Source organism: Fibrella aestuarina BUZ 2 (assembly GCF_000331105.1).
In the GTDB taxonomy this organism is placed as follows: Bacteria; Bacteroidota; Bacteroidia; order Cytophagales; family Spirosomataceae; genus Fibrella; species Fibrella aestuarina.
The window spans coordinates 4,599,585-4,619,935 of sequence record NC_020054.1; the positions used below are offsets into that span (position 1 = coordinate 4,599,585).

General features: G+C 60.4%; 13 protein-coding genes. 9 read left to right on the plus strand and 4 right to left on the minus strand.

The annotated features are described in order from the left end of the window. Window positions 1-311: 311 nt before the first annotated feature. From FAES_RS18875 to FAES_RS18885, 3 genes are all read left to right on the plus strand, one after another. Window positions 312-3,500: a SusC/RagA family TonB-linked outer membrane protein gene (locus FAES_RS18875; protein WP_015332823.1), complete on the plus strand. Its 3,189-nt coding sequence runs from the start codon at window positions 312-314 to the stop codon at window positions 3,498-3,500. A 56-nt stretch (window positions 3,501-3,556) separates the two neighbouring features. Next, entirely contained in the window at window positions 3,557-5,344 is a 1,788-nt protein-coding gene (locus FAES_RS18880; protein ID WP_015332824.1) for a RagB/SusD family nutrient uptake outer membrane protein, read from the plus strand. Window positions 5,345-5,571: 227 nt separating this feature from the next. Beyond that, on the plus strand, window positions 5,572-6,825 hold the full coding sequence (locus FAES_RS18885; protein WP_229364502.1) for a polysaccharide lyase domain-containing protein: 1,254 nt from the start codon (window positions 5,572-5,574) through the stop codon (window positions 6,823-6,825). Between the two features lie 111 nt (window positions 6,826-6,936). On the opposite strand, the gene FAES_RS18890 is transcribed toward FAES_RS18885, so the two are convergent. The 4 genes from FAES_RS18890 to FAES_RS18905 all read right to left on the minus strand — a co-directional run bounded on the left by FAES_RS18890 (window position 6,937) and on the right by FAES_RS18905 (window position 12,707). After that, a complete protein-coding gene (locus FAES_RS18890) occupies window positions 6,937-8,016 on the minus strand; it encodes a pectinesterase family protein (RefSeq protein ID WP_015332826.1) in 1,080 nt (359 codons plus the stop codon). 38 nt (window positions 8,017-8,054) lie between these two features. Further along, the gene (locus FAES_RS18895; RefSeq protein WP_148289401.1) at window positions 8,055-9,116 is read right to left on the minus strand and encodes an alpha/beta hydrolase family protein; all 1,062 of its coding nucleotides are present in this window, start codon (window positions 9,114-9,116) and stop codon (window positions 8,055-8,057) included. 132 nt (window positions 9,117-9,248) lie between these two features. Next, window positions 9,249-11,582: a glycosyl hydrolase family 28 protein gene (locus FAES_RS18900; RefSeq protein ID WP_015332828.1), complete on the minus strand. Its 2,334-nt coding sequence runs from the start codon at window positions 11,580-11,582 to the stop codon at window positions 9,249-9,251. Between the two features lie 96 nt (window positions 11,583-11,678). Next, window positions 11,679-12,707 (minus strand): LacI family DNA-binding transcriptional regulator, encoded by a 1,029-nt coding sequence (locus FAES_RS18905; protein ID WP_015332829.1) that lies wholly within the window; start codon window positions 12,705-12,707, stop codon window positions 11,679-11,681. A gap of 189 nt (window positions 12,708-12,896) precedes the next feature. Here FAES_RS18905 and FAES_RS18910 point away from each other — a divergent pair, with 189 nt between their 5' ends. From FAES_RS18910 to FAES_RS18935, 6 genes are all read left to right on the plus strand, one after another. Continuing rightward, window positions 12,897-14,438, plus strand: a complete 1,542-nt coding sequence (locus FAES_RS18910; protein ID WP_015332830.1) for a tagaturonate reductase — start codon at window positions 12,897-12,899, stop codon at window positions 14,436-14,438. Window positions 14,439-14,790: 352 nt separating this feature from the next. Then, window positions 14,791-16,104 carry an MFS transporter gene (locus FAES_RS18915; protein ID WP_015332831.1) on the plus strand — a complete coding sequence of 438 codons (1,314 nt, stop codon included), beginning with the start codon at window positions 14,791-14,793 and terminating at the stop codon, window positions 16,102-16,104. Window positions 16,105-16,114: 10 nt separating this feature from the next. Next, window positions 16,115-16,954 carry a 5-dehydro-4-deoxy-D-glucuronate isomerase gene (gene kduI, locus FAES_RS18920; RefSeq protein WP_015332832.1) on the plus strand — a complete coding sequence of 280 codons (840 nt, stop codon included), beginning with the start codon at window positions 16,115-16,117 and terminating at the stop codon, window positions 16,952-16,954. Between the two features lie 150 nt (window positions 16,955-17,104). Then, window positions 17,105-17,869 carry an SDR family oxidoreductase gene (locus FAES_RS18925; protein ID WP_015332833.1) on the plus strand — a complete coding sequence of 255 codons (765 nt, stop codon included), beginning with the start codon at window positions 17,105-17,107 and terminating at the stop codon, window positions 17,867-17,869. Window positions 17,870-17,917: 48 nt separating this feature from the next. After that, window positions 17,918-19,882, plus strand: coding sequence for a glycoside hydrolase family 88 protein (locus FAES_RS18930; RefSeq protein ID WP_015332834.1), 1,965 nt, complete (start codon window positions 17,918-17,920; stop codon window positions 19,880-19,882). 6 nt (window positions 19,883-19,888) lie between these two features. Then, window positions 19,889-20,317 (plus strand): nuclear transport factor 2 family protein, encoded by a 429-nt coding sequence (locus FAES_RS18935; RefSeq protein ID WP_015332835.1) that lies wholly within the window; start codon window positions 19,889-19,891, stop codon window positions 20,315-20,317. Window positions 20,318-20,351 lie beyond the last annotated feature (34 nt).

Genomic DNA, 20,351 nt, shown 5'->3' on the forward strand with positions numbered 1-20,351 from the left:
GGGCGGTTTAAACCACCCGCTAATGGAATAAGTCAATTTTTCCTACGGATAGCCACTACTCGACACTGGCCTGCCGAAATGCCCAACTGCCCGCTTGCAGCCCCTTTGTAGGCCGATCGGTATTCGGAGTCTTTCGTTGATAACGTTCCCGACAACGATTGCGTAATTAATCTAGCGTGTTCGCTTGGTAATCCTCCGGTTGCCCGGCTACTTCCCCTACCGATATCGGCAGGGGTTTATTTTTTTTATGCCGTGCCCTCTTCGGATAGTGCAATTCCAATACCCTGTCACGTCTTCCAATCCGTTTCTTTATGAAGTACTTCTACCTGTATCTGATGTTGCTTGGACTCACAATGGCGGCTCAGGCACAGTCGACCCGTCAGCTCACGGGACAGATCAACGACGGGAGTTCCAACAGCGCCCTGCCCGGTGTCAGCATCGTGGTTCAGGGTACGTCCGTCGGCACCACCTCCGATGGCTCGGGGAACTTCAGCCTGCGGGCACCCGATCGCGACAACCTCACGCTGGTTGTCAGTTTCATCGGCTATACCTCTAAACAGGTTAAAGTGGGTAACCAGACCAACCTGACGATTGCCCTCGACGCCGACACCAAAGCGCTCGACGAAGTGGTCGTGGTCGGCTACGCCACCGTCAACAAGCGCGACGTGACGGGGTCGGTATCGTCGGTGAGTACCAAACAGCTGCGCGATATCCCGCTGACCAATGCCGCCGAGGCACTGACGGGGCGGTTGGCGGGAGTGCAGGTCACCACCTCGGAAGGGTCGCCCGGCGCGAACATTCAGATCCGGGTACGTGGGGGTGGCTCCATCACGCAGGACAACTCCCCGATCTACGTTGTCGATGGCATACAGGTCGAAAATGCACTCAATTTTTTGTCGCCACAGGACATTGAGAGCATCGACGTGCTGAAAGACGCCTCCACCACGGCCATTTACGGGGCTCGCGGGGCCAACGGTGTCGTGATCATCACGACCAAATCGGGCCGGGGTGGCAAGACCACCGTCAGCTACAACGGCTCGATGGGTTTTCGGGAAATCACCAAAAAAATGGGCGTGCTCGACCCCTACGAGTTTGTGCGCTGGCAGTATGAACGCAGCCGCGGCGATGCTACCCTCGAAAGCTCCTTTGCCGCTCAGTATGGTACCTGGGACAACATCAACCAGTACAAAACCGCCGAGCCCATCAACTGGCAGCAGGAAGTGTTTGGGCGGCGGGCACCCTACCAGAACCACAACGTCGTGGTCAACGGCGGCTCGGCGCAGACCAATTTTAACCTGAGCCTCACGGCCAATAAGGAAGATGGCGTGCAACTCGAATCGGGTTTCGACCGCTACCTGGCCACCTTCCGCCTCGACCATAAGGCGTCCGACAAACTGAAGGTGGGCCTGAACGTGCGGTACCTGAATCAGACGATCCGGGGTGCGGGCACCACCACGAGCGGCACCAAAGCCACCAACCGCCTGCGTCACTCGATTCAGTACCGTCCGCTGCTGGTGGGCGTCAACCCGACCGTCGATGATTTCGACGAAAACCTGTACATCTCGTCGGGCAACCTGGTCAACCCCATCCTGATGACGCAGGCCGAGTACAGCCGCAACTACACGCGCGCCCTCAACCTGAGTGGGTACGTTAATTACAACATCACCAACGACCTGACCTTCCGCTCGACAATTGGCCTCGACGACAACGACAACCAGATCAATCAGTTCTGGTCGAAGGTGACGGGAACGGCCCGCAACTATGCCTCGCTGCCGGTGGCGTCGATCTACCAGCAGAACGCCATCACGATCAACAACGCCAACACGCTGCAATACCACAAGCTGCTGGCAGGAAAGCATGACCTCACGGTGTTGCTGGGGCAGGAGATTTATGATTACAGCGCGAAGAACACCACCATGGAAACGCGCTACTTCCCCGCCGACATCGGCCCGGAACCGGCGCTGGCCAATATGGGGCTGGGCTCAGCCCCGACGGGGGCGGCCCAGCCGCGCAACATCTCAAACGAACTGCCGCCCAACCGCCTGTTTTCGCTCTTCGGGCGCGTGAGCTACAACCTGTCCGACAAATACCTGGCGACGGTATCGCTGCGCTCCGACCGGTCTTCGAAGTTCAACTACGAAAACGGCGCGCTGGTGTTTCCATCGGGCACGGCCGCGTGGCGGTTTTCGAAAGAGCCGTTCCTGAAAAACGCGACCTGGCTCACCGACGGTAAGCTGCGCATCGGCTACGGCGTGGCGGGCAACAACCGGATCGGCGATCTGCTCTACCAGCAGTTGTATGGCGTAACGGGCGAATATGCGCTCAGCCACTCGGTCCTGCCCGCCTACGCGCCCATCTCGCTGGCCAATCCCAACCTGAAGTGGGAATCGACGGTATCGGAGAATATCGGTCTGGACCTGGCGTTCCTCAACAACCGCTTCCAGCTGTCGATCGACGCCTACCAGAACACCGGCCGCAACCTGTTGCTCGCCGTCGCCATTCCGCCAACGTCGGGCTATTCGTCGCAGATTCAGAACCTGGGTTCGACGCAAAACCGGGGCCTGGAATTGCAGCTGACGGCCTATCTGGTGCAGAAGCGCGACTTCTCGTGGACATCGAGTTTCAACCTGTCGGCTAACCGCAACAAGGTGCTGGATCTGGGCCCGGTCACGCAGCAAACGCGCAACTCGGGCTGGCAGGGGTCGGATGGCACCGACGACTACCTGGTGAAGGTGGGCGAGCCGGTGGGGCTGATGTATGGCTTCGTCACCGACGACTATTACAAAGTGGACGACTTCACCTACAATGCCGCCACGCAGACGTACACGATCAAACCGGGCATCGCCGTCAATTCGGTCTACGGCGTGCCGCAGCCGGGGATGCTGAAATGGAAAGACCTCAACGGTGACGGCGTTATCACGGCCGACAAAGACCGGACGGTGATCGGCAACGCGAACCCGAAGTTTATCGGCGGCTGGAACAACCAGTTTACCTACAAAAACTTCGACGCCAGCATCTTCGTCAACTGGGTCGTGGGCAACGATATCTACAACGCTAACAAAATCGAGTGGACCGACGGGGCCTTCCCGAACCTGAACCTGCTCGACATCATGAAAACCCGCTGGACCAACATCAACGACGCCGGGCAGGTGGTTACCGACCCCGACGCGCTGAAGGCCCTGAACACCAACGCGACCATCTGGACGCCCGTTCGGGTGCAGCGGTACTGGCTGCACTCGTGGGCGGTCGAAGATGGCTCGTTCCTGCGGATCAACAACGTGACGCTGGGCTATACGCTACCGACCAATCTGCTCAGTAAAGTGGGCGTATCGCGGCTGCGGGCTTTCGCCACGGTCAACAACCTGGCTGTCTTTACGAAATACAGCGGCTACGATCCCGAGGTGAGCACCCGCCGCACCGATCCGCTCACGCAGGGCGTCGATTTTGCCGGGTATCCCCGCTCGCGGGCGGTCGTCTTTGGTGTGAACCTGACTTTCTAAAGCCTTAACCCTGATAGGCTTTTAAAGTCTATCAGGATGATTATCAGCTAGTTTACATGAAAACCATTTTTTCGAAATTCACCCTCCTTGCCAGCACCCTGGCGCTTTGCCTGCTGGCGGTGACCAGTTGCCGGGAGTATCTGGAGGTACAGCCCAAGTCGCAGATCAGTCTGGACGACGCCTTCTCGAACCTGCCCAACGCCACCAACGCCGTACTGGGCGTGTATGACGAGTTGATGGGCGACAACGGTTACGGCATCCGTATCAACATGTACTACCCCTACGACTCCGACGAGATCATCGTATCGGGTAACCTCGACAACGGGCGCCGGGGCATTGGCCGCTACCAGTTGCTGCTCACCAACACCGAGATTCGGAACCCCTTCCTGCAACTGTACCGGGGCGTCGAAAAAGCCAACCTCTGTATCGAGCAGTTGCCGAAGATGGCGCTCTACACCAACGGAACCGACGCCGAAAAGAAAGAGCTGCGGCGGCTGCACGGTGAAGCCCTGACCCTACGGGCGCAGTTTTATTTCGAACTGATGCGCAACTGGGGCGACGTACCGGCACCCATGCAGCCGTCCTACACGCAGGCCAATCTGTTTATTCCGCAAAGCAACCGCGACGACACCTACGCCAAGCTGATCGACGACCTGAAAACCGCCACCGACCTGGTGCCCTGGCGCTCGGAAGTGGCCGTGCGCAACGAACGCATCACGAAAGGAGCCGTGAAAGCCCTGCGGGCGAAGATGGCGCTCTTCCGGGGTGGCTACGCCCTGCGCAGCAGCGGGCAGATGGAGCGCAACGCCGATTACCTGACCTACTACAAAATTGCCCGCGACGAGTGCGCCGACCTGATGGCCAAGCGGGGCGAGCACACCCTCAACCCCAGCTACGAAGACATCTGGCGCAAGGTGACGTCGTTTCAGTACGACCCGGCGGGCGAGATCATCTTTGAAGCGGGGGCCGGGGGCGCCAACTCGACCTCCGACAGCCGGATGGGCAACTACAACGGGCCGGTGGTCAACGCGTCGTCGCGCTACGGCACGGGCGGCGGTGGCCTGGTAGTGCTGCCCAATTACTTCTACGCCTTCGATTCGACGGACGTTCGGCGCGACGTAACGGTGACGCTTTACTCGGTGGCCGCGACCAACATCAAAGCCCCCCGCCGCCTGGGTGAGCTGACCGACGGCAAATTCCGTAAAGACTGGCGGGTGCCCCTCCTGCCCGGCACCGCCCTGAACCCCGGCTACAACTGGCCGTTTATCCGGTTTGCCGATGTGCTGCTGATGTTTGCCGAAGCCGAAAACGAACTGACCGGCCCCACCCCGGCGGCCATCGCGGCCTTCGAGGAAGTACGGAAACGGGCCTTCCCGAAAGGATCGGCGGCCGTGGGCACCACCCCGGCCACGAAAGCGGCCTTCTTCGACGCGCTTGTCAACGAGCGCTACCTGGAGTTTGGCTCCGAAGGCATCCGCAAGTTCGACCTGATCCGGTGGAATCTGCTGGCGCAGAAAATCGCCGAAACCCGCCAGAAACTAATTCAGCTTCGGGATGCTACCGGCCCCTACGCCAACGTACCCCGCTACCTGTTCTGGAAAAATAACGGCGAGGAAATCCAGTGGGGCAACTCGTTCTACAAACCAACGGCGCTTACCACGGCACCCACCGGCTTCACCCGCCTCGACTGGCGGCAGCACCTGACCACCAACATCATCGACGGGCTACAACTCGACGCCGCCATTGCCCGTTTCTTCGTAGCGGGTAAAAGCGAACTCTTCCCCTTCGATCAGGCCACCGTCGACGCCTATCAGGGCAAAATCAAGCAGAACCCGGGGTATTAATGAATAATGAACGATGTACAATGGATAATGGGCATCGCCTGCGAATAGCTTCTCATCTACATACGCTTTGGTCAAACGGCCTGACGAAGAGGGCACGGGCTGCCTTGGTCCTTATTCATTGTACATTATTCATTATACATTGTGCATGCTCTCAACCCCTTGCGTTTCCGGGGGCCGAGGGGGCCGGGCGGTTCACCACGGGTGGGCGCGGCGGGGCGGTGTATGTCGTGGATAACCTGCTCGATGCCGCGAAAAACCCGCCCGCAGGTTCGTTGCGCTGGGCCATTGAGCAGCCGGGTACGCGCACCGTCGTGTTTGCCGTATCGGGCACGATTGCGCTGGCGGCCCCACTGCGCATTCGGCAGGGCGACCTGACCATTGCGGGCCAAACGGCGCCCGGCGACGGCATCTGCCTTAAAGATTACGTGACGAACGTCGAAGCGTCCAACGTCATTATCCGCTACCTGCGGTTTCGGTGCGGCAACGAAAAACTAACCAGCGACGCCCAGGATGCCCTCAACTGCGTGCGGCAGCACGACGTCATCATCGACCATTGCTCCATGAGCTGGTCAGTCGATGAAGTGGGCTCGTTTTATGATAATCAGCGCTTTACACTCCAGTGGTGCCTCCTGAGCGAGAGCCTCTACGCCGCCGGACACAAAAAAGGGGATCACGGTTTCGGCGGGATCTGGGGCGGGCAGGGCGTATCGTTCCACCACAACCTGCTGGCAAGCCATACCAGCCGCAACCCGCGTTTCTGTGGTTCACGCTACACCCGCCGCCCCGACGACGAACAGGTCGATTTCCGCAACAACGTAGTGTTCAACTGGGGCTTCCAGAGCATCTACGGCGGTGAAGGCGGCAACCAGAATGTAGTCAACAACTACTTCAAGCCCGGACCCGCTACCAAAAAAGGAGCCGTTCAGTACCGGATCATGGAGCTGACGGCGATTTACTACGATGCCACGGTTCGGCCCGACACGCTCGGGGCGGGTCGCTTTTACGTAGCGGGCAACGTGGTGGAAGGTTTCCCGGCCGCCACCAACGACAACTGGGGGGTAGGCGTCCAGACGAAAGACCTGACCGCAAAAGCCCATGCGAAGGCCGAACAGGCCTTCGTCGTTGCGCCGGTCAACACGCAGTCGGCTAACGATGCCTACGAATCGGTGCTGCAACAGGCGGGTGCCCGGCTTCCGCGCACCGATGCCGTCGATGCGCGGATTCTGGCGCAGGTACGTTCCGGGCAGTGCACCGTGGGTGGCAAGTGGGGTGCCAATACCGGTATCATCGACGCCGCGACGCAGGTAGGCGGCTGGCCCATCCTCAACACCGGCACGGTACCGCCCGACACCGATAAAGACGGCATGCCCGACACCTGGGAAACGGCCCATCACCTCAACCCCAACAACCCCACCGACGGCGCACAGATCGCCAAGGGATCGGCCTACACCAACTTAGAATTGTATTTGAACAGCCTCTAAAGACGCAAGAGAGTGCCGCGCCGACGGCAATCACGCGTCAGCAACGTACCTGACAAGCATCCCCTTGGTTTCTATCGGTTATGAACAGGTAAGACGCAAGCAATGGCATCTCTACGGGCGCGGGTGCCATTTACCCTCGAAGGTCCAGGCGACGGTAATGTCGCGGGCGGGAATGGGCAGGTTGTCTTTGTGCCAGGCGTAGTCGCCGCCGCGGCGGTGGCAGTCGTAATAATAAACGCGGCGGCCCCACTTCGGCGGGGCGGGTGAGCCCGTCACCCAATAAATGTCCGCGTCGGCCATGTTCTGAGCAAAGCGGCAGCCGATGAGGTAGAACTGCGCGTCGCGGTGGTAGCGGCCGAGCTTGAAGCCATCATCACCCACAAACGTGCAGTTTTTCAGCACCGTCCTGGCCGATTCGGCGCCCGACCCATCGTGCCAGATAGCGGCGTTGAGGTTGTGGCAGATAAACCGGCACCCCTCGGCATAGGCCCAGCCGCGCGGACAATAGAGATCCACGGCCCCCTCCATCGTGCAGTCTTTGAAATAATACAGCCCATTGACCACATCCCAGGGGCTGACGGTGTCGCCGCCGAGCGCCCGCAGTGTACAGTTTTTGAACACCAGCCGGATCGCCCCCGGAAACGATCGCATGGCAAACTGATGCCCATCTTTGCGCACCCGCTTGGTACCCGGCGTTTCGCCCGCTTCCCGGGGCAACGCAAACCGATCCGTCCGCGGTGCCATGGCGGCCCCACCCGATTCGTTGGTGCAAGCAATGACCGTGTCACCTTTGGCCCGGAACCCGTAGTCGTTAATGAGGGTGAGCCGCTCGAAACGCAGGTCGTGGGCGTTTACGTTGAGCGTGGCAGCGCCGTTATCGTCGGGGTGGTCACAGCGCCACATGTCGCGGGCCTGCGAACACACAATCTGCACACCTTTTTCGCTTTCGCCGCGCAGGGTCAGGAAGTGCCGTTTGTCGATGAACAGTTTTTCGGGATAGCGGCCATTTCGGATAAAAATCACCCGCTCGCCCCCCGACGAATCGGCTTGGGAAACGTGGTCGATTGCCGCCTGAATGGTCGTAAAATCGCCCTTTCCATCCGCCGACACGACGATGGGTTTGGGGGCTTTGCTGGCAGCAAGCGCCAGCGTCATCGAGGCCAGAAGCGACGTCCAGAAAGCTGTTTTCATAGAACGAAACCCGACAAGTCTGTTGAGAACGAATCGGTTTATGGGTAAAGGGTTTGGGCCAGAAAGCGGAGTGTTTCCTGCCACATGGCGGGGGTGTATTCGTGTTTTACGCCGGGGTATTCAACGTACCTGAACCGGCCAGGCGCGCGCATGATCCCATACACCGATTCGACCGCCCGGTTGATGTACTGCACTCCGGCGAAAGGCGCGTTCTGATCCTGATCGCCCGAGAGCGACAGCAGCGGACGCGGCGCAATGCAGGCCAGAATACTCTCATTATCAAAATGCTGAAGGAGCGCCGGTACATAGTAGTAGATGCCATGCGCCCGCAGCCGCCCCGCCCGGATTAGCTCGGCGTTGCGGGTGATGCAGGCCACCGCGACCGTGGCCCGGATGCGGTCGTCGAGCGCCGCCAGCCAGAACGACCGCAGGCACCCCATGCTCATGCCCACGGCGGCGATGCGGCGGGCATCCACTTCGGGGCGAGTGCAGAGGTAATTCAGGGCCATCTGATCGTCGCGGACCATCATGCCCCAGAAACTACGGCCTTTCCACATGTTGATTTTGGCCCAGGTCAGTTCCTCGTTACTGCCTTTTTCCGACGGCCCGTTGGGGCCCATCCCCGACCGTTCGCCAAAGGCGTAGGCGTCGATGGCCAGCACCACGTACCCCTGCTTCACCAAGTCTTCAGCGGGACCGTTTTCGTTCACCCAGTTTTTCTTGAACAGTTCGTCTTTGCCGTGGCTGTACTCGCCGCCGTGGTAGTGGTGGTAGAGCACCGCCGGGGCCTTGCCCTTTAGGCCGTCGGGAATCAGCAGCAGCCCCGGTACCTGCGCATCGACGCCATTGAAAAACGTGAACGACTCCACCGTGTAGCCCACTCGTTGCTCGCGCTGACGTACCTGAACGACGGGCTTTGCCAGCGCTGGCGGAATAGCCCCGAACAGTTGCCGGATGGTTTTCCGAATCTGGGTACGTCGGTTCACCCACTCAGCCTGGCTCGTTGGCCGTTTGAATACCGGCAGCCGGAAGGTGCTATCGACGTAGGGCGTCTGCGCCAGCGTAGCCAACGGCAGCCACAAAAAGAGAAGGTAACGCATGAAAAAACGGCAACGCGGATGACACGGCTTCAACGGATTTACACAGATTTTTTCATTCCTCTTATTGGTGGATCGTTTCATAAAATCCTTTCTAAAAATCCGTTGAATCCGTGTCATCCGCGATTCTATCAACTACCGGATGAGCGCGCCTTTGGGTACGTGGTTGCCCAGTTCGACCAGTTGTTTTTGGTCAGGTACGTTGGTGTTCGTCAGGCGAATGCCTTTCGTGCGGTCGCCCGAGATCTTGAGCAGCCGCTCGGCGGTTTTTGGGTACGTTATGCCATCGAGTGTGATCTGTTGACTGTTCTGCACCTGCATGACGGTCGGTTCGGTAGCTAACAACGACACATTTTTCAGGCGGATGTCCGACGCTTCGATGCACACCAGCCCTTTGCGGGTTTGCAGCACGGCATTTTCGATCAGGATATTACTGACGGGCATTTCGGGCAAACCCCGGATCAGGATGCCCGTTTCGGCGCCGAGGCAGCTGACGTTGTGTACGAAAAATGACCGGAACCGGGGCGTACCTTCGTTGAGCGGCTTACCCTCAATTGTCGGCAGTTCGTTTTTGTCGCCCGCCTGCGGCACCGGGTCTTTGGCGGCATAATACATATCGAACAGGATGGCCTCGCCCGCAATCTGCGTCATGCTGATGTTGTTGACGTAAATATTTTCGACGACGCCCCCCCGGCCCCGCGCCGTTTTGAACCGCAGCCCCACGTCGGTACCCATAAACTGGCAGTTGGAAACGTACATATTCCGCACGCCGCCCGACATCTCGCTGCCGATCACAAACCCGCCGTGGGCCTGATAGACCCGGCAGTCGCGGATGATGAAGTTCTCCGTCGGGACGCCGCGTTTGCGCCCTTCTTCGTCGCGGCCCGATTTGATCGTGATGCCGTCGTCGCCGGTATCGAAGGTGCAGTTTTCGAGCAGCCCGTTGCGGCACGACTCCAGGTCGACACCGTCGCCGTTCTGCGCATACCACTGGTTTTTGACGGTTACGCCGCGCATCGTGACGTGCTCACACAACAGCGGGTGGAGTGTCCAGGCCGGTGAGTTCTGGAACGTAACGCCGTCGAGCAATACATACTGGCAGCGGGTGAGGCTCACCATGTTGGGCCGCAGAAAATCGCGGATTTCAGTCAGCTCGGCGGGGGTTTTGCCGTTAGCGATCCGGGCCAGATCGGGCGACTGCGCGCCTTTCATCGACCCCGCCGACGGGTACCACGTTTCTTTCTTGTCGTCGAGTACCCCGCCCGACGCCACCAGTTTGGCCCACTGCGACGCTGTCTGTTTGCTTTTCTTCACCGCCCGCCAGACCTCGCCGCCGCCGTCGATCACGCCCGAACCGGTAATGGCTACGTTGACCAGATCGACGCCCCAGATGGGTGCCTGACAACGGTAGGCATCCTGCCCTTCCCAGGTGGTAGCCACGATGGGGTAGTCGTCGCGGTTGCGGCTGAACTGAAGCAGCGCCCCGCTCGCCAGGTGCAGGTTTACGTTGGACCGCAGCACCAGCGGTCCTGTCAGCCACAGCCCTTCCGGAATGAGCACGGTGCCGCCCCCCGCCTGACTACAGCGCGTAATGGCCTGATTGATCGCCTGCGTGTTGAGCGTGATGCCATCCGCCTTCGAGCCGTAGCGGGCAATGTTGAACGTGTCTTTGCGGAAATACGGCTGGTACACCTTCGGCAGTTCGAACGCCAGCTTTTCGGGAAAATCGGAGCCTTTCAGGAAGTTCCGCAGCGGCAGCCCCTGCTCAACCAGGCTCTGCGCCACCAAACTGGCCATCAGCGCCGCGCCGTAGGGCGAAAAGTGCGTATCATCGGTAATGCCTTTGACGTGCTTCGGAAACATACCCGGCGGGTAGTGCATGAACAGCACCTTCGAGCCTTCGGGGCCGTGCTGCTCGATCACCGCCTGACTTTTGGCGTGCAGGTCGATGAGGGGCACACCAAGTTCCTTGGCGACGGCCTTCACCACGCCGGGGTATTCGCCGTGCTGATCGACAAACTTGCCGTTGGCGTCGAATTTGCGGCGCATCACGGGCGTTAGTAGTACCGCGTTACCGCCTTTGGCCTTCACCTCGTTGACGAAGCGCGTGAGGTTCTGCCGGTAGGTCGTTTGTGGGGCAGCGTAACGCGTGCTGTCGGTGCTTTTCTGGTCGTTATGCCCAAACTGAATCAGCACCCAGTCGCCGGGACGTACCTGACCGATCACGTTGGCCCAGCGACCTTCGGTAATGAAACTTTTGGTGCTCCGGCCATTGACGGCGTGGTTTTGTAGCGCCACCACCGACGTAAAGTAATCGGCGAAGGGCATACCCCAGCCGGTTTCAGGTACGTCGATCGGGAGCTTGGGGGCCATCGTCGAATCGCCGCAGAGAAACACACGGACACGCTCGTCGGCGGGCCGGAGCGCCACCAGCAGGCCAGCGATCAGGAACAGGAAAACGGGCTTCATAGACTAAAATTTAGACCAAATTGGACCAGACCGAGGGATAACCGGCGGGCGGGGCACGGGTTTATTTATGCAATCGTTCCCGACAACGATTGCAGCTTACTCCGCTACAGTTACCGATCCCGTCGATGCCCGGACGACCAGCCGGGTGGGTAGTTTCTGGACACCCGTCGTGGTTTTGTGCTGCGGCCGCTCAATCAGGTCGATGAGTCGTTCGGCGGCCAGCTGCCCGATCTCGATGGCCGGCTGCTCGATGGTGGTGAGCGCTGGGGCCAGCAGGTGGGCCACCGTCACGTTGGTAAAGCCGACCAGCGCCACCTGCTCGGGGATACGAACCCCCAGCAGGCGCAGGGCCTCCATGCACCCAAGCGCCAGCCGGTCGCTGGCGGTAAAGAACGCATCGGGCGGGGGCGACTGGCCCAGCAACTCCCGCACGACCGGCGCCATTTCATGTTGCCCCAGCCCCATGTGCCGCACCAGCGTTTCGTCGTAAGGCAGGCCATGTTTCTGGAGGGCGTCCCGGTAGCCGGCCAGCCGTTCCTGCGTGATCGACACGTGGGCCGGAATGCTGATGTGCGCAATGCGGCGGCGGCCCGTGCGAATCAGGTGCTCGGTGGCGGCAAACGCGCCTTCGTAGTTATCGGCGGTGATCTTGGGTACGTTGAGCGAAGGTGCCACCCGATCGAACAGCACCATCGGAAACTGCTTGTCGTGCAGCGTCTGCAAATGCGACACGTCGACGGTCTGACTCGACAGCGACAGCAATAGCCCGTCGACCTTCCGGCTCACCGCCTGCTGCACGGCAATGGCCTCGCGCTCGTAGTTCTCGTGGCTCTGCATGATAATGACGTGGTAGCCCCGGTTGTAGGCGATGGCCTCGATACCGTTGATGGCCTGCGAGAAGAAATGGTTGGCGATCTGCGGCACCACCACCCCCAGCACCTTGCTTCGGTTGGCCTTCAGGCTCAACGCAATCGGGTTGGGGCGATACTCCATCCGCTCGGCATACTCCATCACCAGACGCTTCGTTTCGGGGCTGATTTCGTAGCTGCCCCGCAGGGCTCTCGACACCGTCGAGGTAGACAGGTTCAGGGCCCGGGCAATGTCTTTTATGGTGATAGCCTCCATGCGTCAGCGGTTAATCGGTGGTCGTTCGTCGAAGTGGCTCAACGGTTACAGACAAATCACGGATTTGACCAAAATTACTTGCCACCGACTGGCAACGTTCCCGACAACGATTGCGTGAAAAAAGGCGTCGAATCCTTTTTTTTCGCTCAGAACGGTCAGTAACCTTACCGGGGATAACCGACCTGCGTGATGCACCTGTCAGCCGACTACGTCCTCAATCACCCGCCCGCCACGGCGGCTCAACGCCCCCCCGCTGCGCTGCTGCAACTGCCCGAAAAGGTGCTGCAATTTGGTACCGGTGCCCTGCTGCGTGGTCTGCCCGACTACCTGATCGACAAAGCCAACCGGCAGGGGTTGTTCAACGGGCGGATCGTCGCGGTGAAATCGACGGAGGGCGGCGATTTGGCGGCCTTTCGGCGGCAGGACAGCCTGTATACCCTTTGCATCCGGGGCGTCGATCAGGGGCAGCTGATCGACGAAACCGTTGTTTGCTCGGCCATCAGCCGCGTGCTGTCGGCCAAACGCGACTGGGCCGAAATCCTGCGCGTGGCCGCCAACCCCGACCTGCAACTGGTTCTTTCCAACACCACCGAAGTCGGCATTCAACTGGTGCAGGACAACATCCGGCAGGCCCCCCCGCAGTCGTTTCCAGGGAAGCTGCTGGCCGTACTCTATGCCCGCTATGGGGCGTTTGCGGGCGATCCGGCGCGCGGGCTGGTCATTGTCCCGACCGAACTTATCCCCGAGAACGGCACCCGGCTGGAGGCCATCGTGCTCGAGCTGGCCCACCGCAACGGGCTGGAGGCAGCGTTTATCGATTGGCTCGAATCGGCCAATACATTCTGTAACTCGCTGGTCGATCGGATTGTACCCGGCGCCCCGGATTCCGCCACGCAGCCGCAATGGCACGCCCGGCTTGGCTATACCGATGCCCTGCTGATCATTACGGAACCCTACCGGCTCTGGGCCATCGAACTGCCCACTGAGAGTGACTCCGAACAGGTACGTTCGGCCTTGTCGTTTCAGGCGGCCGACCGGGGCATCTGGGTGCAGCCCGACATCACGCTCTTTCGGGAACTGAAGTTGCGGCTGCTCAACGGGGCGCACACCCTCAGTTGCGGGCTGGCTCAACTCGCGGGTTGCCAGACCGTGCGCGACACCATGCAACACCAGACGCTGGCGGCTTATGTGCGCAGCCTGCTGCTGGCCGAACTCGTGCCGGGCATGCCCTACGCGCTGGACGACAAACTGGTGCAGCGATTCGCGCTCGACACCCTCGATCGATTCCAGAACCCTTATATCGAGCACCGCTGGCTGTCGATCACGCTGAATTATTCGGCCAAAATGCAGGCGCGCGTGGTGCCCACGCTGCTGCACTATCAGGCCCGTTTTAGTACGGTGCCGCGCTATATGGCGCTGGGGCTGGCGGGGTATTTGTGCTTCACCCGCCCCCTTTACCAGCACAAGGGTGTGTGGTACGGCGACGAGAACGGCACCCCCTACCCCATTCAGGATGAACGTGCTGCTTATTTCGCCGAGCTGTGGCAAACCACCCCGCCCGAGGCCCTCGTGCTCACGGTGTTACGAAATCGCTCGCTATGGGGGCACGACCTCACCCAACTACCCGGCCTGACCGACGCCGTAACCACGTACCTGACCGACCTGCTCACCGCCGGGGTTACGCCTACCGTGGCTACGTTGTTCACCCGCCCCGAATCGATCCCGCTATGACTCTACAGGAACGGCCTTGGCACAAGACCATCGGGGCAATCAGCAAGCGCGCCATCGACCCTGTACGGACCCTCGCTGGGCCACCAGATCACCCGCCCGATTGTGGTTCTGGAGCGGCTGACGCCAAAGCAGTTGGGGCGGTCCGTTCGGTAAACGGGCGGCCGTTGTTGCGGCCAGTGCAGGGGGTTCGGGCCAAGCCAACAAATTGGTTCACTAGTAGAAACGGCTACAATTGGGCTTAGGCAATGGTTCGGTATGCGTACCGACGCCGCCTGGCGACGGTTGCGCCCGTTCGCGGGTAAACCGGGCTTGCCCATCTAAATCTGTCGTTCCGCCTTTTTTCTAAACTAGTATGAACACACCTCCTCTTGGCCGATATCGGTGGACCATCGTTGCGCTGCTGTTTTTCGCCACCACCATCAACTACCTCGACCGACAAGTCATTGGCCTGTTGAAGCCCACGCTCGAAAAAGAGTTTAGCTGGACCGAAACCGACTTCAGCCGCATTGTGCAGGCGTTTACGCTGTCTTACGCGCTGGGGTTACTTATTTTCGGGCGGGTCATCGACAAAATCGGTACGAAACTAGGCTACATCATCTCGGTGGTTGTCTGGAGTGTGGCCGCCATGGCCCACGCACTGGCCGGTGGTCTGCTGGGTTTCGCCGTGGCGCGGTCGGTGCTGGGGCTGGGCGAATCGGGCAACTTCCCGGCAGCCATCCGGGCCGTCACCGAGTGGTTTCCCAAGAAAGAGCGGGCCTTTGCCACGGGTATTTTCAACTCCGGGGCCAACATCGGGGCGGTGGTTACGCCCGTGATGGTGCCCTGGATTCTGGGGGCGTATGGCTGGGAGGAAGCGTTCATCGCCACGGGGGCCATCGGCTTCATCTGGCTATTTTTCTGGTGGCGCTATTACGAAGTGCCCGCCCGGCACCCCCGCCTGACGCCCGAAGAAAACGCGTACATCCACAGCGATGTCGACGAAGCCGCCGTTGCCGGGCAGCCGTCGATTGGCTGGGGCAAGCTCTTTGGCATCCGGCAAACGTGGGCGTTCGTGGTGGGTAAATTCATGACCGACCCCATCTGGTGGTTTTTTCTCTTCTGGCTGCCCAGTTACTTCTCCACGACCTTCAACCTCGATCTGAAGAAACCCAGCCTGCCGCTGGTGGTCATCTACACGGCCACGACCATCGGCTCTATCGGCGGGGGTTATCTGTCGGGCTATTTCATCAACCGGGGCTGGACGCCGGTGCGGGCGCGGCGCACGGCCATGTTCCTGTTTGCGCTGGCGGTGCTGCCCATCGTGCTGGCTCAGTTTGCCACCGGCATGTGGCAGGTGGTGGGCCTTATCAGCCTCGCCGCCGCCGCCCACCAGGCCTGGAGCGCCAACATCTATACCACCGCGTCTGACTTTTTCCCGAAACAGGCCATCAGTTCGGTCATCGGTATTGGCGGCATGGCGGGGTCAATCGGCGGCTTCCTGTTCCCGTTCCTGATCGGCTACCTGCTCGATACCTACAAAGCGGCGGGTGACCTCAACGGCGGGTACAACCTCCTGTTTACCCTCTGCGGCTGCGCCTATCTGATCGCCTGGGGACTGATGTACTGGCTCACGCGCACGGGAAAACCCGTCGTATTGCCCACCAACCAACCGACGACCGTTGCCTGATTACGCGCTTATGACACAGTTTAGTAAACGCCACGCCTGTTCGCCCGACGAGATGCGCGGCATGACGACCCAGTCACTTCGGGAGCATTTTCTGATCGAGACACTCTTCTTGCCCGACGCCTGCTGCTGGACGCTCTCCTTCTATGACCGTTACCTGACTGGCGGCGCCATGCCTACGAGTCAGCCCCTGCCGCTGGACAACCCGGCCGACCTGCGGGCGAGTTACTTCCTCGAACGGCGCGAGTTAGGGATCATCAACGTCGGCGGTGCCGGGCAGGTGATCGCCGACGGGGTAACGTACCCAATGGCCTACAAAGAAGCGCTCTACCTGGGCCGGGGCACGCAGTCGGTCGTCTTTCAGTCGGATGATGCCGCCACGCCCGCCCGGTTCTACCTGAACTCCACGCCCGCCCACGCCACGTACCCCAACCGACTGGTTACGCGGGCCGACGCCGAGGTAGTCGAGTTGGGTAGCCCGGCCACGGCCAACCACCGGACGATCAACAAACTGCTGGTCAACAGCGTGTTGCCAACCTGCCAGTTGCAGATGGGCATGACCGAACTGAAATCGGGCAGCGTCTGGAACACCATGCCCGCCCACACCCACGACCGACGGATGGAAGTGTATTTCTACTTCGAAGTGCCCGAGGGGCAGGCCGTCTGCCATTTTATGGGCGAACCGCAGGAAACGCGCCCCATCTGGATGCAGAACCAGCAGGCCGTGATTTCGCCTTACTGGTCGATCCACGCGGGGGCCGGTACGTCGAACTACACCTTCATCTGGGGCATGGCCGGCGAAAACCTCGACTACGGCGACATGGACTTCTGCGCCATCACGGATCTACGGTAATTGAATGAATAATGTATGATGAATAATGCACAATGAGCTGACGCACAATTGAGTTGACGCCCCCTTGTACATTGTGCATCGTACATTATTCATTGTCCATCATACATTATTCATTACCTCACCCCTTTATTCATTACCTCACCCCTTTCTATGCAACAAGCGTTTTCCTTAGCGGGTAAAGTGGCGCTGGTAACCGGGTGCCGCCGGGGTATTGGCAAAGCGATGGCCGAAGGGCTGGCTGAAGCCGGAGCCGATATCATCGGTGTGTCGGCGTCGCTTGAACTGTCGGGTTCCGACGTCGAGCAGGCCGTGACGGCGCTGGGTCGCCGGTTCTACGCCTATCAGGCCGATTTTGGCAACCGCGATGCCCTGCGGGCTTTCGTTGAGCAGGTACGTGCCGACCACCCGATGATCGACATTCTGGTCAATAACGCCGGTACGATTCTGCGGCAGCCCGCCGCCGAGCATGCCGACGCCTACTGGGATGAGGTCATCGCCATCAACCAGACCGCGCCGTTTATCCTGACCCGCGAACTGGGCCGCGACATGATTGCGCGGGGGTCGGGTAAGATTATTTTTACGGCCTCTCTGCTCACCTTTCAGGGCGGTATCAACGTACCTGGCTACGCCGCCAGCAAAGGCGCCGTGGGTAGCCTGGTGAAAGCCTTTGCCAACGAATGGGCCGGGCAGGGTGTCAACGTCAACGCGATTGCACCGGGCTACATTTCGACCGACAATACCGAAGCCCTCCGCAACGACCCGACCCGCAGCGCCGCCATTCTGGGGCGTATTCCCGCCGGGCGCTGGGGTGAGCCCGACGATTTCAAAGGACCCACCGTGTTTCTGGCCTCCGACGCCGCCCGGTACGTCCACGGCACCATCCTGACCGTCGATGGCGGGTGGATGGGGCGATGACACGAACCGGTGCGTTCCAGCTCAGCCTTCTTTTGACCTCCTACCCGCATGCGACTCCTCCCTTTTCTGCTCCTGCTCACTACCACTCTCCACGCGCAGCAACCGCCTTACTCGCAGCGCATGGCCGATTCGTTTATGCGCTGGCATCCCGACTCCATCGTGGTGGGCAACCTGAAAGCGACCCGCTGGGATTATGAGCAGGGGCTGATGCTGCTGGCCCTGCAACGAGTCTGGGAACGCACCGCCGACGCCCGGTACGTCAACTACATCGTTCACGACCTCGATCTGTTTGTGGGAGCTAAAGGGCAGATCAAAACCTACCGCCCCGACGACTACAACCTTGACAACCTGACGCCCGGCCGGGTGCTGCTCATGCTGGCCCGGCAAAGCCTGCCGGGGCGCGAAAAATACCAGCTGGCCGCCCAGACCCTTCGTCAGCAACTGGCCGTCCAGCCACGTACCCAGGCCGGTGGTTTCTGGCACAAACAGCGCTACCCCAACCAGATGTGGCTCGACGGCTTGTACATGGCCGAGCCTTTCTACGCCGAGTACAGCCAGCTGTACGGCGAAACGGCCAATTTCGACGACATCGGCAAGCAGTTCGCCCTGATTGAGCAACACCTCGTCGATCCCAAAACGGGCCTGCTCTACCACGGCTACGACGAAAGCCGGCAACAGAAGTGGGCCAACCCGCAAACGGGTCAGTCGCCCAACATATGGGGTCGGGCGATGGGCTGGTACGCGATGGCGCTCGTCGACGTGCTCGACTACGTACCTGCCAGCCACCCGCAACACGCCAAACTGGTGCGCTACCTGCAACGGCTGGCCCCCGTGCTGGCCAAGTACCAGGACCCAAAATCGGGCGTCTGGTATCAGATCATCGACCAGGGCACCCGCGCCGGTAACTACCTCGAAGCGTCGGCCTCGTGCATGTTCGTGTATGCGCTGGCCAAAGCCGCCCGCCTGGGGTACATCGCGCCGACCTTTGCTCAAAATGCCCGCACCGGGTACACGGGTATCCTGAAAACCTTCGTCGCTACCGAACCGGACGGCACGCTGAGCCTCAACGGCACGGTCAGTGTCGGGGGCCTCGGCGGAAGTCCTTATCGCGACGGCAGCTACGACTATTACCTGAGCGAACCCATCCGCAAGAACGACCTGAAAGGCGTCGGGCCTTTCATCCTGGCAAGCCTGGAGGTGGAGCTGTTGCCCAGCCTGCGCATCGGTAGTGGCAAAACCGTCGGGGTCGACACCTATTTCAATCACGAGTTGCGGGCCAACGTGCTGGCGGCCAACCGCCCTGCAACCAACACGACCCTGCCGGAACGCGAGCCCTACCACTACACCTGGGAGGATCGCATGCACTCGGGTTTCTGGTGGTGGGGTAACCTGTTCCGGGATCGCGGAGCCAAAACGGTGTCGGTAAACGCGCCGACGGCCCAAAGCCTGGCGGGTATTGATGTGTACATCATCGTCGACCCCGACACGCCCAAAGAATCGCCGCAGCCCAACTACATCGGCCCCGCCGACCGCAAGGCCATTGCCGACTGGGTAAAGGCGGGTGGCGTCCTGGTGCTGATGGCCAACGACACGGCCAACTGCGAGATCCCGCATTTCAACGAACTGGCGAGCCAGTTTGGCATCCGGTTCACCAACAAAAGTCGCAACATGGTGCAGGGAACGAAGTTTGAGCAGGGCACCGTCAACATTGCACCGGGCAATCCGGTCTTCCCCACCACCCGCGTCACGTACCTGAAAGAGTTGGCCACGCTGGCCGTGCAGCCCCCCGCCCGCGCCATCGTATCGGCCGAATCGGATGTGATTATGGCGGTGGCAACGTACGGCAAAGGCACCGTTTTTGCCGTTGGCGATCCCTGGATTTACAACGAATATGTCGACGGGCGGCGCGTGGCGGCCCCTTTCCAGAATGCCCTGGCCGCGCAGGAACTGACCGACTGGCTGCTCGCTCAGGTACGTCGGCCAACCGCCTTATCACGTACTCCAAAACCCTAATCGTTTATGCGTCACTTTATGCTAACCGCTGCCCTGATTGGGCTGACGGCATCGGCCTCCCTGGCCCAACGTACCCAGGCGGGTATAGCCAAAGCCGTCGAGCAACTTCGGCTGGCGCTCATCGACCCCACCGAAGCCCGCCTCACGGCCTTAGTTGCCGATTCACTGAGCTACGGCCATTCGAGTGGCAAGGTCGAAGACAAAGCCGAGTTTATGCGGGCGCTGCTCAGCAACGACTCTGATTTCAAGACCATCAACGTAACCGACCAGACCATCACGCTGGTCGATCAGGTAGCGATGGTGCGGCACGTCTTGCAGGCCGAAACCGTCAACAAAGGCACGCCCGGCACCGCCAACCTGTCGGTGTTGCTCGTCTGGGTCTATCAGCGCGGCAGTTGGAAACTCCTCGCCCGGCAGGCTGTCAAGCGAGCCTAGCGTCATCAGGTATTCATCCGGTTCACTCCCTACT

Excerpts from the sequence above, each read along its gene's own strand:
- FAES_RS18875 (WP_015332823.1), top strand. The coding sequence starts at position 312 with ATGAAGTACTTCTACCTGTATCTGATGTTGCTTGGACTCACAATGGCG.
- FAES_RS18880 (WP_015332824.1), top strand. The coding sequence starts at position 3,557 with ATGAAAACCATTTTTTCGAAATTCACCCTCCTTGCCAGCACCCTGGCG.
- FAES_RS18890 (WP_015332826.1), bottom strand. The coding sequence starts at position 8,016 with ATGAAAACAGCTTTCTGGACGTCGCTTCTGGCCTCGATGACGCTGGCG.
- FAES_RS18895 (WP_148289401.1), bottom strand. The coding sequence starts at position 9,116 with ATGCGTTACCTTCTCTTTTTGTGGCTGCCGTTGGCTACGCTGGCGCAG.
- FAES_RS18900 (WP_015332828.1), bottom strand. The coding sequence starts at position 11,582 with ATGAAGCCCGTTTTCCTGTTCCTGATCGCTGGCCTGCTGGTGGCGCTC.
- FAES_RS18905 (WP_015332829.1), bottom strand. The coding sequence starts at position 12,707 with ATGGAGGCTATCACCATAAAAGACATTGCCCGGGCCCTGAACCTGTCT.
- FAES_RS18910 (WP_015332830.1), top strand. The coding sequence starts at position 12,897 with ATGCACCTGTCAGCCGACTACGTCCTCAATCACCCGCCCGCCACGGCG.
- FAES_RS18915 (WP_015332831.1), top strand. The coding sequence starts at position 14,791 with ATGAACACACCTCCTCTTGGCCGATATCGGTGGACCATCGTTGCGCTG.
- kduI (WP_015332832.1), top strand. The coding sequence starts at position 16,115 with ATGACACAGTTTAGTAAACGCCACGCCTGTTCGCCCGACGAGATGCGC.
- FAES_RS18925 (WP_015332833.1), top strand. The coding sequence starts at position 17,105 with ATGCAACAAGCGTTTTCCTTAGCGGGTAAAGTGGCGCTGGTAACCGGG.
- FAES_RS18930 (WP_015332834.1), top strand. The coding sequence starts at position 17,918 with ATGCGACTCCTCCCTTTTCTGCTCCTGCTCACTACCACTCTCCACGCG.
- FAES_RS18935 (WP_015332835.1), top strand. The coding sequence starts at position 19,889 with ATGCGTCACTTTATGCTAACCGCTGCCCTGATTGGGCTGACGGCATCG.